At 35.5% G+C, this 14,398-nt stretch carries 16 protein-coding genes; all 16 read right to left on the bottom strand.

All coding sequences use genetic code 11. From position 1 onward, the window contains the following. Positions 1 to 2 precede the first annotated feature (2 nt). Positions 3 to 1,049 (bottom strand): aspartate-semialdehyde dehydrogenase, encoded by a 1,047-nt coding sequence (gene asd / locus D2K60_RS14785; RefSeq protein ID WP_117169661.1) that lies wholly within the window; start codon positions 1,047 to 1,049, stop codon positions 3 to 5. Between the two features lie 95 nt (positions 1,050 to 1,144). Next, complete coding sequence (locus D2K60_RS14780) at positions 1,145 to 1,738, bottom strand: dipicolinate synthase subunit B (RefSeq protein WP_117169662.1); 594 nt, start codon at positions 1,736 to 1,738, stop codon at positions 1,145 to 1,147. Continuing rightward, positions 1,732 to 2,637 carry a dipicolinic acid synthetase subunit A gene (gene dpaA, locus D2K60_RS14775; RefSeq protein WP_117169663.1) on the bottom strand — a complete coding sequence of 302 codons (906 nt, stop codon included), beginning with the start codon at positions 2,635 to 2,637 and terminating at the stop codon, positions 1,732 to 1,734. Before dpaA ends, D2K60_RS14780 begins: the two co-directional genes overlap by 7 nt. Before the next feature lie 212 nt (positions 2,638 to 2,849). Next, positions 2,850 to 3,095: a YlmC/YmxH family sporulation protein gene (locus D2K60_RS14770; protein WP_117169664.1), complete on the bottom strand. Its 246-nt coding sequence runs from the start codon at positions 3,093 to 3,095 to the stop codon at positions 2,850 to 2,852. Positions 3,096 to 3,155: 60 nt separating this feature from the next. Continuing rightward, positions 3,156 to 4,367, bottom strand: a complete 1,212-nt coding sequence (locus tag D2K60_RS14765) for a M16 family metallopeptidase (protein WP_117169665.1) — start codon at positions 4,365 to 4,367, stop codon at positions 3,156 to 3,158. Between the two features lie 256 nt (positions 4,368 to 4,623). Beyond that, positions 4,624 to 6,735 carry a polyribonucleotide nucleotidyltransferase gene (gene pnp, locus D2K60_RS14760; RefSeq protein WP_117169666.1) on the bottom strand — a complete coding sequence of 704 codons (2,112 nt, stop codon included), beginning with the start codon at positions 6,733 to 6,735 and terminating at the stop codon, positions 4,624 to 4,626. A 304-nt stretch (positions 6,736 to 7,039) separates the two neighbouring features. Then, entirely contained in the window at positions 7,040 to 7,309 is a 270-nt protein-coding gene (gene rpsO / locus D2K60_RS14755; protein WP_117169667.1) for a 30S ribosomal protein S15, read from the bottom strand. Positions 7,310 to 7,431: 122 nt separating this feature from the next. After that, entirely contained in the window at positions 7,432 to 8,388 is a 957-nt protein-coding gene (locus D2K60_RS14750) for a bifunctional riboflavin kinase/FAD synthetase (RefSeq protein WP_117169668.1), read from the bottom strand. Positions 8,389 to 8,393: 5 nt separating this feature from the next. Continuing rightward, positions 8,394 to 9,314 carry a tRNA pseudouridine(55) synthase TruB gene (truB, locus tag D2K60_RS14745; RefSeq protein WP_117169669.1) on the bottom strand — a complete coding sequence of 307 codons (921 nt, stop codon included), beginning with the start codon at positions 9,312 to 9,314 and terminating at the stop codon, positions 8,394 to 8,396. Between the two features lie 105 nt (positions 9,315 to 9,419). Then, positions 9,420 to 9,770 (bottom strand): 30S ribosome-binding factor RbfA, encoded by a 351-nt coding sequence (rbfA, locus tag D2K60_RS14740; RefSeq protein WP_117169670.1) that lies wholly within the window; start codon positions 9,768 to 9,770, stop codon positions 9,420 to 9,422. A 38-nt stretch (positions 9,771 to 9,808) separates the two neighbouring features. Further along, the gene (locus D2K60_RS14735) at positions 9,809 to 10,087 is read right to left on the bottom strand and encodes a DUF503 domain-containing protein (protein WP_117169671.1); all 279 of its coding nucleotides are present in this window, start codon (positions 10,085 to 10,087) and stop codon (positions 9,809 to 9,811) included. Beyond that, a complete protein-coding gene (gene infB / locus D2K60_RS14730) occupies positions 10,084 to 12,114 on the bottom strand; it encodes a translation initiation factor IF-2 (protein ID WP_117169672.1) in 2,031 nt (676 codons plus the stop codon). The genes D2K60_RS14735 and infB overlap by 4 nt, the downstream gene beginning before the upstream one ends. Positions 12,115 to 12,118: 4 nt before the next feature. Further along, complete coding sequence (locus D2K60_RS14725; RefSeq protein WP_117169673.1) at positions 12,119 to 12,439, bottom strand: YlxQ family RNA-binding protein; 321 nt, start codon at positions 12,437 to 12,439, stop codon at positions 12,119 to 12,121. Then, entirely contained in the window at positions 12,432 to 12,713 is a 282-nt protein-coding gene (rnpM, locus tag D2K60_RS14720; RefSeq protein WP_117169674.1) for an RNase P modulator RnpM, read from the bottom strand. The genes D2K60_RS14725 and rnpM overlap by 8 nt, the downstream gene beginning before the upstream one ends. Positions 12,714 to 12,729: 16 nt before the next feature. Next, complete coding sequence (nusA, locus tag D2K60_RS14715) at positions 12,730 to 13,842, bottom strand: transcription termination factor NusA (protein ID WP_117169675.1); 1,113 nt, start codon at positions 13,840 to 13,842, stop codon at positions 12,730 to 12,732. Positions 13,843 to 13,855: 13 nt separating this feature from the next. Next, a complete protein-coding gene (rimP, locus tag D2K60_RS14710; RefSeq protein WP_117169676.1) occupies positions 13,856 to 14,329 on the bottom strand; it encodes a ribosome maturation factor RimP in 474 nt (157 codons plus the stop codon). Between the last annotated feature and the right edge of the window lie 69 nt (positions 14,330 to 14,398).

Here is a 14,398-nt window from a genome sequence, read left to right as displayed (position 1 = left end):
AATTATAGCCAGTTATTTTTAATTAATGATTCAGCGATTTGCACAGAATTCCATGCTGCGCCTTTTAATAAGTTATCCGAAACAACCCATAGGTGGAACCCTTTAGGTTCGTCAAGATCTTTTCTTACTCTACCTACAAAAACGTCACCACTACCTACTGCACTTAATGGTGTTGGATACACTTGATTTGATGGATCATCTTCTAAAACGATACCAGGTGCATGTGCCAAAACCTCTTGGACAGCTGCAACTGATACACCAGGATCATCAATTTCAACATACACACTTTCTGCATGTGATGTGAAAAATGGTAAACGTACACAAGTAGCTGCAACAGCTAATTCGGATGCGTGTAGAATTTTTTTTGTTTCATTAATCATTTTCATTTCTTCAAATGTATACCCATTTTCTTGAAATACATCAATTTGAGGTAATGCATTAAAAGCGATTGGATAATGTTTCTTTTCACCCTTAACAGGCAATAGTTCAGGAGCAAGTTCTTCTCCATTCAAAAAGGCTTGCGATTGTTCTCTTAATTCTTCAACTGCTTTTGCACCTGCGCCTGAAACAGCTTGATAAGTAGAAACTATTACTCGATTTAGTCCAAATGCTTTTTCTATTGGTTTAAGTGCCGCAACCATTTGAATCGTAGAACAGTTTGGATTGGCAATAATACCGTTATGTTTTTCAATATCAGATTCATTCACTTCTGGGACAACCAATGGAATATTTTCATCCATTCTAAAAGCGCTTGTATTATCTATTACAACTGCACCACGAGCTACCGCCTCATGCGCTAGGGATTTAGACACAGAACCACCAGCTGAGAAAAGTGCTATATTAACTCCTTCAAAGCTTCCAGGTGTAGCTTCTTGAACAGTAAACGTTTCATCCTTGAATTTTATTTTAGTTCCAGCTGAACGTGGAGAAGATAATAATGTTAACTGTCCAATTGGAAAATCCTTTTTCTCTAGTGTTTCTAGTATTTTTTGACCTACAGCTCCAGTAGCACCAACTACTGCAACATGATAACCTTTAATTTCTGTCATAATAAATCCCCTTCCTTACCTATAAGTTAAAATGATTAAATTTGTAATCTCTATTTTAACATACTCTGTTAAGGAAAGGGTATTCCTACAGTATATTATTCTGTAACCATCTTCGGTATTAAAACTGGCTGTATTTGTTTGTGGGATAATGCTTGTGTGATTGTAGAGGATAATAGAGTCATATCTGCAACTAAAGAATTTGGCTTTTTAATATAATCATCTTGACCATATGGTACAAAATAGATTAATTTAGTTGCCATTAAACGCATCAAATTCACACCATTTAATCCTAGTGCATCATTTGTCGCAATTCCTAGAACAACTGGATTACCATTACGCATTGTTGCCTTTGCAGACATTAGTACAGCTGAGTCTGATATACCGTTTGCCAATCGACTCATTGAATTCCCAGTTAAAGGTGCTATAACCATACAATCCAACGGTTCAACCGGGCCAAGTGGCTCCGCATCAACAATTGAACCAATTGGTTTTCTTCCTGTAATTTCTGTTATTGTTTTAATATGATCTTCTGCTTTACCAAATCTTGTATCTGTTTCTTGAACGGTATTTGAAATGACTGGGACCAACTCTGCACCTAGATCAATTAATTTTTGCATTTCTGGAAATACCGCCGCGTATGTGCAATGTGAGCCTGTTATACCAAAACCAATTTTTTTTCCTTTTAACACTGTCGCTTCTCCCCGCTTTCTTTTATTTGTGTAATGAGTTGATTAATAACATTTCCTAATATTTCTCCTGCTGTTTTTGGAGCCACCATCCCCGGTAACCCTAGTGCGTGTATAGCTGTAATTCCCCTTTTTTTAGCATAGACAAAGTCAACCCCACCAGGTTTAGACGCTAAGTCAATAATTAACGCATTAGATTTCATTAAGTTTAACGCTGATTCGGTAACAACTTTACTTGGAATCGTGTTGATTAAAATATCACACTGCCCAGTATATGCAGGTAACTCTTCCATGTGAAAACCTTGCATCCCCATTTCAAAAGCACGTGCTACATCTACATCTTTTCTCGTCCCAACCGCCACATTTGCTCCTAACCCTGAAAATTTACTTGCCACACTCAGTCCGACTCTCCCCATTCCTAACACAACAATTCGAGCACTATGAATCGTAAAATTGGTATGCTGAATGGCGAGCATAATTGTACCTTCTGTAGTTGGGATAGAATTATAAATGGCAACATCGTCTCTGTCCATTAGCGGGATAAGTTTTAGACCCGATTTTTTCACACATTTACTCAAATAAGGTGTTGTTATTCCGGAGAATATCAAACAGTCTTTTGCTAATGTATCAAACCATTCCTCCTTAAGCTGTATTTTTTGATTAGAAAAAATAGTATCAATATAACCTTCTTCATCAGTACCTGGAATCGGTAAAACAATTACATCAAGAGATTCTGTTTCCAACTCTTCAAAATCTGTTTGTTTAATACCTGTAAACCCTTGATTCAATTGATCAAAACCAACTAATTCCATTTTTAAGTTATCATTTTCGGAAAGCTTCTTAATCATTTCAAGATAACGTGCATCTCCACCTAAGATAGCCATACGGATGGATGAATCCATAATTCCACCTCTTTCACAAACAATATTTCACTACTATTTTGCTTTATAAATTTTCTTAATATCATATGAATTATTGGCAGTAAAGTGAAGGTTTTAACTACAATGCAGATTAAATAAGACAATGATCTATATAAAAAAGCTAATCAACAGATTATATTTCCATCTTGTCGATTAGCTATTTAGAAAGTATGATAGTTAATAATCCATTTCTACTATTTAGTAGGAGGGAGACGATTAACCATTATCATATCCTCGCCTATTTTCTGAATATCTGACCAATTTATTCGCAGATTTTCTCCTTCTTTTTTCATCCCTAACCACGTGTAATTAGGAATAATGAAGGCTGTAATTTGACCTGTTTTTTCATCTAATTCAATATCTGTCTGCCCTAACACACCTAATCTAGAGCCACTATCAAGATCAACAATTTCTTTGCCACTTAAAGTCTTATACCGCATACTTTTTTCCTCCTTCATCTTTATAAAAAGTATGAGAAGGTGAACTTGACTATGCTTTTTTCATGAAGAAATTAATGCACTTGCATAATCCGACTTGAATATTTGTTTAATTAATTCATTCGTTGACTCCATACTTACCGCATCAATTTCAGTTATTAACTCATCCAAACTACGATGCTTACCCATAAGTAACTCATTTTTACCATTTCGACTCATGCGGCTATTTGTACTTTCTAAACCTAGTACAAGATTTCCTTTTAATTGTTCTTTACTATTACGTAACTCTTTGTCTGTAAGGCCATGCTCGATTAATTCTGCTACTGTCTGATGTATCGTTTCTTTAAGAACGGGAAGATGTTCATTACCTGTCCCAGCATAGATCGTTAACAATCCATCATCAAGAAACGAACTGTGATAAGAAAACACAGAATAAGCTAATCCACGATTTTCTCTAATCTCTTGAAACAATCTTGAACTCATGCTGCCACCAAGTACATTATTAACAATGACTAAACTAAAGATATTCGTAGCCCCAATTGGCAAACCTTGATACCCTAAGCATAAGTGAGCTTGTTCTGTTTCCTTTTTACGTGTTAACTGTTTCGGAGTAAAAATTGATTTTTCCAACGTACTAACTTTGCTAGTTTGCTTAAATTGATCAAAAGCTGTTTCAATTTTATCGATAAAAGATGTATCGACATTTCCTGCTACAGATATCACTATATTATCTGGGCGGTAGTGTTCCAGTTGGTACTGATGCAAATCTTCAGATGTGAAAGCATTTAATCTTTCTTCTATACCTAAAATAGGAAATCCTAATGGCTGTCCACCGTAAGAAGCTTCAGCTAATAAGTCATGAACGATGTCATCTGGTGTGTCTTCTGCCATCTTTATTTCTTCTAATACAACATTCTTTTCTTTATCAATTTCTTCTTGAGCAAATTTCGAATGAAAGAACATATCGGTTAACATCTCTAAGGCAAATTCTTTATGTGTATCAAGAACTTTCGCATAGTAGCATGTATACTCTTTTGATGTAAAAGCATTTACTTGTCCGCCAATCGCATCAAACTCTTCGGCAATTTCTTTTGCAGTTCTTTTTTCAGTACCTTTAAAAAACATATGCTCTAAAAAGTGAGAGATCCCGTTATTTTCTACTGTTTCATCTCTTGAACCAGTTCGAACCCACACGCCAATTGTTACGGATCTAACACTCGCGATATTTTCCAATACAATACGTAATCCATTTCTGGAAGTATGTTTCTGAAGCATCTAGATGCCCTCCTATTTTATTAACTGTTATTTTTTATTTATATGCAACTCAACTTTAAACCAAAAACCATGTGCTAATCATTGATTTTTTAAGGTTCGGATTGCTTGTCAACCATTAAAAATTCTGTTTTCTAGAAAATTGTTGTTTATTACGAAACGACTAAGTTTACCAAGACTTAAATGCCTGTTTCACTTTGCTAAAGTTTAGTATGTAAGAAAAAGAAACTGGTAATCCAGTTTCTTTTTAATGGTAATATTATTTACTTTCTTTTTCTTTTTCATCTGCTATAACAGATTTGCGTGATAAATTAATACGACCTTGACGATCAACTTCTTTTACTTTGACCATCATTTGATCACCTATTGAAGCAACGTCTTCCACTTTATTGATGCGTTCAGCAGCCATTTCTGATATGTGAACAAGGCCTTCTTTACCTTTAAATAATTCAACGAATGCACCAAATTTTTCAATTCGTTTAACTGTAGCAAGATACATTTCACCAACTTGTACTTCACGTACAATATCTTCAATGATTTTCTTCGCTTTTTGATTCATTTCATTATTGATAGATGAAATGAATACACCACCATCTTGCTCAATATCTATTTTCACGCCAGTTTCTTCAATAATTTTATTGATTTGTTTACCACTTGGCCCAATTACATCGCGAATCTTATCTGGATGAATAGACATTGTTAAGATTTTCGGAGCATATGTGGATAACTCTTCTTTTGGTTCGTTAATTGTTTCAAGCATATGCTCTAGAATATGCATACGACCTTTTTTAGCTTGCGTAAGTGCTTCTTCTAAAATATCACGTGATAAACCATCAATTTTAATATCCATTTGAAGAGCAGTTACACCTTTAGCAGTTCCGGCAACTTTAAAGTCCATATCTCCTAAGTGATCTTCCATACCTTGAATATCACTTAAAATAGTATAATCATCACCCGATTTAATAAGTCCCATTGCAATACCAGCAACTGGTGCTTTAATTGGTACACCTGCATCCATCATTGCTAATGTACTAGCACAAATACTCGCTTGTGAAGTAGATCCGTTTGATTCTAACACTTCTGATACAAGGCGAATCGTATAAGGAAAGTCTTTTTCAGAAGGCAACACTTTTTCTAATGCGCGTTCTCCTAATGCACCATGACCAATTTCACGACGGCCTGGGCCTCTAATAGGACCAGTCTCCCCAACACTAAATAATGGGAAGTTATAATGATGCATGAAACGTTTTGATTCTTCTAATCCAATACCATCTAAAATTTGCACATCACCTAGAGCACCCAGTGTACAGATGCTTAACGCTTGTGTTTGGCCACGTGTGAACAAACCGGATCCGTGCGTTCTCGGAAGTACACTAATACGAGAGGTTAAAGAACGTATTTCATCAATTTTACGACCATCTGGTCTAACTTTTTCTTTTGTAATTAAACGACGTACTTCTTCTTTAACGATCTTATCCAATATACCTTTAACGTGTTTAATTGTTTTATCATCAGCTTCTTGCTCTTCATATTCCGCAAGTAAGTCTTTCTTTACTTTATCAATAGCTTCTTCACGGGCATGCTTTTCATGAATTTGAATTGCTGTCACTAAAGTCGCTTTAACTTTCTCTTCTACTACAACAGTTAATTCTTTATCTAATTCGAATAATTTAATATTCATTTTTTCTTTAGAAACTTCAGCAATAATTTCTTCTTGAAAAGCAACTAAACGTTTAATTTCTTCATGTCCAAACATAATAGCTTCAAGCATCACATCTTCTGGTACTTCATCTGCCCCTGCTTCTACCATGTTAATCGCGTGTTTTGTGCCAGCAACGGTAAGATCAATATCACTCTTCTCGCGCTGTTCAGTAGTAGGATTAATTACAAATTTATCGTCAACTCGTCCAACAATAACACCGGCTATTGGTCCATCAAATGGAATGTCTGAGATAGATAGAGCTATCGAAGAACCTATCATTGCAGCTATATCTGACGGACAGTTTTGATCTAGACTCATTACCATACTTATTACTTGAACATCGTTACGATACCCGTCTGGAAATAATGGTCGTATTGGACGGTCAATTAAACGAGATGTAAGAACAGCTGTTTCTGATGGTCTACCTTCTCTTTTAATAAAACCTCCTGGAATTTTACCTACTGCATATAAACGTTCCTCGTAGTTTACAGTTAGTGGGAAAAACGGTAAATCTTTTGGCTCTTTAGAACCCGTTGCTGTTGCTAAGACAGAAGTATCCCCATATTGAATCATACATGCACCATTTGCCTGTTTTGCTAATTCTCCAATTTCTACTGTAAATGTGTTACCTGATATTTCTGTCGAAAATACTTTTTTATTTGCTACCATTTAATTATGTACCCCTCTCTTATTTACCTGGAAACCTTTTGTAGTAGTGTGTCCATATAATAAGGGCTATATAAATCCGTATCACTTCTTGTTTTACTATCCTTTTGCATCATTTACATTATGTTGCTCCATCCTGATCAAACAGTTGAAAAAATTTTTTCAACTGTTTGATCAGAATCGAGCGAAAGGATTATAATACGACATATATATACCCAAAAGAATAACTTCCTACAAACTATTATCGGATGAACAGATTGATTTTAAACATACAGAAAAAGCGGGAATAATCCCGCTTTTTAGTATATTATCTGCGTAAACCAAGTTTTTGAATTAAATCACGGTAACGAGCAACATCATTATTACGTAAGTAATTTAGTAAGTTACGACGTTTACCGACCATTTTCAATAAACCACGACGTGAGTGATGATCCTTCTTGTGGAAACGAAGATGCTCATTCAAATTCGTAATATCTTCTGTTAAGACAGCGATCTGAACCTCTGGAGATCCCGTATCGTTATCATGTGTTTTGAACTCATTCATAAGTTCAGTTTTACGTTCTTGTGTTATAGCCATTTGTAATAGCCTCCTGTAAAAATTAGTAAACCCCTATCCCCTAGCAAACGTCGGAGAATCAATTTGCCAAGTGGAAGGTTTCCGTTATTTAGATTACATCCTTTTATAATAAATTGCAAGTATTAATCTTCAATTGTAGTAAACAAATGTCGAATCTGTTGTTCATCTTTCTTTAATTGTTCAATCAATTGCTCAATTCCATTAAATTTAACTTCATTTCTAATAAAGTCAATCCATTCTATTCGCAATGATTCACCATAGATATCTTGTTCAAAATCAAATAGATGAATTTCTATAGTAGGTCGATCTATTTGATTACTTTCATGAAACGTTGGCTTATAGCCCACATTAGCCATTCCCGTAATCTTATTTTGATCACTAATGGAAACACGAACGGCGTAAACACCGACTTTAGGAAGTGCATACTCCTCTTCCACATCTATATTAGCAGTAGGAAAACCAATTGTTCTTCCACGTTTTTCACCTTGTATAACGATTCCACTCGTTTGAAAAGGTCTATTTAATAAATTACTTATCTTCTTCACTTTCCCCTTAGCCAACAAATCTCGAATCCGTGTTGAGCTAACTTTTTCGCCTTCATCTTCTAATTTATTAATTGTCGTAAGATCAAATTCACCTTTTGCATGTTCTCTCAATGTTTCTATCGTACCTTTACCCTTGTATCCATATGTGAAATCAAAACCAGCAACAAGATGTTTAATGTTAAGTCCAACAATAAAATCCGAAACAAATTCACTTGCAACTAATTTTGACAAAACCTCATTAAATGTAATGATATATAAAATATCAATACCCATATCTTCTAGAATCGCTTTTTTTTCAATTAATGGTGTTAAATAATGAACAGGCTTTTGTTGCTTTTTCAGTACGACAGAAGGATGAGGTGAGAATGTAATAACTGCACTCTTTCTATTCTCTTCTTTTGCAATTTCTCTTGCAGTTTCAATAACATTTTGATGCCCTTTATGTATGCCATCGAAAAATCCAATAGCTGCAACTGTTTCTTCTATTTCTGTTCGAATAATTTTGTGTGGATATTGTAATGATATAATTTCCAAGGTTTTCACCTACTTTCCTGATTGTAACGGAATACACGTACTGGTTTTATCTCTTCGATTTTTGTTGGATGTATCTGATAAATTGCTAAAAGTTCATCTTGGTACTCTACTCTAAACGGATCTGTTTTTATCGTTTGATCCGGTAACGCTAATTTCTGACCTTGCCAAACTTTTTTTGCTAGTTGTTCATCTACGTTATAAATATCTAAGTGATCAACACCTTGCTGAATTGGAAGTAAAGTTTCTTCTAATTGCCCTAGCTCACTTTTTTCTATTAATTGGTCAAACGTAAATGTCTCTGCAGCAGTAATATTCCCTGTTTCTGTTCGAACTAAATGAGACATGTGGGCAGGATAACCTAGTTTTTTACCAATGTCTAAACATAGCGTTCTCATATATGTTCCCTTTGAACATGTTGCTTCAAATGAAAACCGGAAAACTTTCTCTTCAACTTTTAGTGAATCCTCCAATAATCTAATCGATTCAATTGTAACCTCACGTGATGGTCTTTCAACAGGCTCGTTCGTTCTTGCATATTCATACAATTTCTTACCATCTACCCTAACAGCAGAATAAAGTGGAACAACTTGGCTAATTACACCTGTAAACGATGCTAATACAGTTTCTAGTGTAGCTATATCAAACGTTTCATCTACTAACTTTTCTTCGATAATAGTACCCGTTTGATCTTCTGTATCTGTTGAATATCCGAGTGTTACTTCTCCAACATATGTTTTTGTCGTATCCGTTAGATATGGAACAATTTTCGTTGCCTCTCCAATACAAATTGGCAATACACCTTCTACTGCTGGATCCAGTGTTCCGGTATGACCAACTTTTTTGGTATGACATAATTTTCTAATTTGGATAACGCAATCATGGGATGTAGGCCCTATTGGTTTCCACAGTGGTAGAATACCATTCATAATCTTTATTCACCATCTCTTTAAATTTTTATTCTATCGCGTACAATTAAAAAATAAACTAAAACCCTTGTACTATTATAGAACAAGGGTTTTAGGAAGTAAATATCACGTATTAGAATCATTAATATCGCGTAAGATGGTTTCAATTCGATTCCCTTTTTCAATAGCTTCATCGAATTCAAAAAACAATTCTGGTGTTTTACGTAAACGAATGCGTGTACCTATTTCAGAACGAATAAAACCTTTCGCTTTCGCCAAACCAATTAATGTATCATGTTTTTGTTTTTCTTCACCTAGAACAGATATATAAATCTTTGCTTGTTGTAAGTCACCTGTAACTTCGACATCTGTTATCGTTACAAAACCAACACGCGGGTCCTTAATTTTCCTACTAAGGATATCACCCAACTCTTTTTTCATTTGTTCTGCGACGCGATTTGCTCTCATTTGATTCATGAAGTTCACCTCTTAAAATTCAGCAATGGTTAACTAAATTATAACCATTCCTTTTGCGTTTTTGTTCGTTCGATTTCCGGAAAAGAATCAATCAGCTTAAACGCTTGATCGATTACCCTCTCCGCCTGTACTTTCTCATTAGAGATCGTTACTAAACCAAACATTGTGCGTTGCCAAAGATCTTGAAAATCTATCTCACTAATTGCAATATTGTACTCATTATGAATCCGTTTTGTTATCTTTTTAATAACAGACCGTTTTTCCTTTAATGAATGTGCATGATAGATATAACATTCTACTTCAGCATAAAGAATCATGTGCGTTTAATTTCTTCCATAACATACGCTTCAAAAACGTCGCCTTCTTTAATGTCATTAAACTTTTCTACGGTAATCCCGCACTCATAGTTTTGCGCAACTTCCTTGACATCATCCTTAAATCTTTTCAATGTGTCAATTTCACCTTCATAAATTACAATGCCATCACGGATTACGCGCACGCCTGCATCACGTGTAATTTTACCATCAGTTACGTAACTACCTGCAATTGTACCAATTTTAGATACTTTGAAAATTTCGCGAACCTCCGCTTGTCCAATTACCTTCTCTTCGAATTCTGGATCAAGCATTCCTTTCATTGCAGCTTCAATTTCTTCAATTATTTTGTAGATAACACGATATAAGCGTACATCCACTTTTTCTGACTCAGCTGCTTTTTTAGCATTAACATCAGGACGTACATTAAAGCCAATAATAATTGCATTTGATGCAGAGGCCAAAATAACATCTGATTCAGTAATTGCACCAACACCCATGTGAATGATGTGAACCTTAACGCCTTCCACATCAATCTTCTCTAGAGAAGATGATAAAGCACCTAATGAACCTTGTACATCAGCTTTTATAATTAAGTTAATATCTTTAATATCGCCTTGCTTAATTTGTTCGAATAAATCATCCAAACTAACTTTAACACCGCCACCACGGTTTGCTTCAATTTGTTTTTGTTGACGTGCTTCACCGATTTGACGTGCTTTCTTCTCATCTGCAAAGACAACAAAGTGATCACCCGCAGATGGAACTTCATTTAATCCAGTTATTTCAACTGGAGCTGATGGTCCAACTGCTTTAACACGACGACCTACATCATTTACCATTGCACGAATACGACCAAAAGTATTTCCAACAACAATTGGATCACCTACGTGTAACGTACCATTTTGCACCAGTAGTGTTGCAACTGGGCCACGCCCTTTGTCTAACTGTGATTCAATAACAGTACCGATTGCACGGTTATCAGGGTTTGCTTTTAATTCTTCTACTTCTGCAACTAGTTGAATCATTTCGATCAAGTCGTCAATTCCTTCGCCTTTTAATGCAGATAGTTGAACAAATATTGTATTTCCACCCCAGTCTTCAGGGATTAATTGATATTCTGTTAACTCTTGCATAACACGGTCAGGATTAGCGCCTTCTTTATCCATTTTATTAACTGCAATAATGATTGGAACCTCAGCAGCCTTTGCATGATTAATCGCTTCGACTGTTTGTGGCATAACACCATCATCTGCAGCTACAACAAGAATAGCAATATCAGTTATTTGAGCGCCTCGTGAACGCATGCTTGTGAAAGCAGCGTGTCCTGGTGTATCTAAGAAGGTAATGAATTTACCATTACTCTCGATTTGATATGCACCAATATGTTGGGTAATACCTCCTGCTTCACCTTCTGTTACTTTGGTGTGGCGAATAGAGTCAAGTAAAGTTGTTTTACCATGATCAACGTGGCCCATAATCGTAACTACAGCTGGACGTTCAATCGCTTCACCTTGATTGATTTCTTGGATGAAGTTATCTAAATCCATTTCATCAACTTCTGCTTCTTTTTCAACTTCCACACCATATTCTTCAGCCATCATCGAAATCGTCTCATCATCTAAACTTTGGTTTTTAGTAGCCATAACTCCAGCTGCCATAAGACTCTTAATCAGGTCTGTTGCATCTTTACCTAATTTTTCAGCTAGTTCACCTACAGTTAAGGAATCTGTATAGGTTATTTTTGTAGAAGATGTTTCAACGGACTCAGGCGATGATTTAGATTGTGCATTGCTAGAATCATTTTTATCAGTTTTCTTTGATTGCTCTTGATTCTTTTTGTCCGCATCTGGTGCAGCATTTTCTTCTGTATTACTTGAAAATATTTCGTCCAACTTTGTAGATGTATCACTAGAAATAGTTGACATATGATTGGACACTTCCACATCAATTTCTTTTAATTTATTTATAATTTCTTTACTAGACACATTCTTTTGTTTTGCATATTCATATACACGTATTTTACTCATACATTCACCCCCGAATAGATTTATCGAGTAACGAGGTTATTTTCGAAGCGAAACCTTCATCTAAAACAGCAATTGCTACTCTTCCAGACTTACCCATTGCATGTGATATTGTATCCCGATCATCAACAATTCGAATTGGAATTTCATAAAAATTACATTTATCTGTAATTTTCTTTGTTGTTTGTGGACCTGTATCACTTGCAAGCAGTACTAATTTCGCTTTTTGTTTTTGGATATCTTTAATAATTAATTCTTCACCTAACGTCAATTTACGAGCACGATAAGCTAAACCAATTAAGTTGAGATATTCTTTCCCCTTACTCAATGTCTTTACCTTCTATCACTTGCTTTAATTGTTGATACACTGTTTCGTCTACATTTGTTTGTAGATGACGGTCTAATACTTTAGATTTTTCAGCTTTTTCTACTACTTCTAAACTATTAGAAATATATGCCCCTCGGCCATTCTTTTTACCGGATGGATCAACAAACACTTCCCCATCTTTATTATGAACAATTCGAATTAATGCTTGTTTCGGTTTCATTTCTTGTGTAACAATACATTTGCGAAGAGGAATCTTGTTATTCTTTTTAGGCATAACTTATTTCTCCTCCTTAATCAAATAAATCGCCGTCTCCATCAAATGATGCTTCTTCATCAAGTACACGAACAGGTTCAGTTATTAAACCAGCCTCACGCGCATCTGACTCGTTTTTAATATCAATTTTCCAACCGGTCAATTTTGCTGCTAATCGAGCATTTTGACCACGTTTACCAATAGCCAGTGATAATTGGTTGTCAGGAACAATAACAGTTGTTGCTTTATCTTTTTCATTTACCAGAACATCAACGACTTTTGATGGACTTAACGCATTCGATACATAGACAACTGGATCTTCTGACCATTCAACAATATCAATTTTCTCACCCTTAAGCTCATTAACGATTGTTTGAACACGTTGACCTCTTTGACCAACGCAAGAGCCAACAGGATCAACATCACTATCTGCGGCATAAACAGATATTTTAGAACGGTCTCCTGCTTCTCTCGCTACAGAACGTATCTCTACAGTTCCATCGTAAATTTCAGGAACTTCCATTTCAAATAAACGTTTTAAAAGACCTGGATGTGTTCTAGAAACAAAGATTTGTGGGCCTTTATTTGTGTTTTCAACTTTCGTCACAAAGACTTTAAGTCGATCATGCACATGATAGTCTTCTGTTGCCATTTGTTCACCCTCAGGTAACTTGGCCTCAACCTTACCCAGATTAACATAAACATAACGGGGATCAATGCGTTGGATAATCCCGTTCATTATATCTTCTTCACGGTCAATGTATTCATTGAATATAACACCACGTTCCGCTTCACGAACACGCTGTGTCACAACTTGCTTCGCAGCTTGTGCTGCGATTCGTCCAAAATCTCTTGGTGTAACCTCTAGTTCAATTATATCGCCTAAATCATAATCTGGTTTAATTCCTTTTGCTTCTTCTAGACTAATCTCCTGGTTCTTATCCTCTACTTCTTCGACAACTTCTTTTCTTGAAAGAACATGCATGCTCCCAGTCTTTTCATTCAAATCGATTCGTACATTCGTTGCGGATTTGAAATTCTTCTTATAAGCAGATATAAGCGCCGCCTCTAACGCTTCCATTAATATTTCTTTGTTAATACCTTTTTCTTTTTCTAAATAATCAATGGCATCAAAAAGCTCACTACTCACTATGTCTCCCCCTTTATTTAAATGTAACTGCTAATCGGGCTTTTGCTATTTTTTGATAAGGAATAGTTACTTCTTGTTTTCTTGTTTTGTTTAATACTTCTAATTTTATGGTATCCTCTTCAAAAGCTGTTAACAATCCTTCAAACGATTTAGCACCTTGGATAGGTTCATATAACGTAACGAAAACGTTATGGCCTATGTGGTCAATAAAATCTTGTGGTTTTTTCAATGGGCGCTCTGCACCTGGTGAAGAAACCTCTAAATAGTATGGTACTGCAACTGGATCATCAGCATCTAATTGCTCGCTTAATTTCTCTGATACAATGCCGCATTCTTCTATGTCGATACCACCTTGCTTGTCAATAAAAATACGAAGAAACCAGTTTTTTCCTTCTTTTTCAAACTCAATATCTACAAGCTGTAACGCCATTTCTTCTAAGATAGGTTCAAGAAGTTGTTCTGCTTTTTCCGTTACTTTCATTCCCATTCATGTTGCCTCCTTTATCACTGCAATTAAACTGTATTACATTAGGCTACTACGTTTTTAGTCATACTT

This window comes from Paraliobacillus sediminis, from assembly GCF_003426055.1.
Note: the sequence above shows the minus strand (reverse complement) of the source record. Positions and strands in the feature narration are given on the sequence as shown.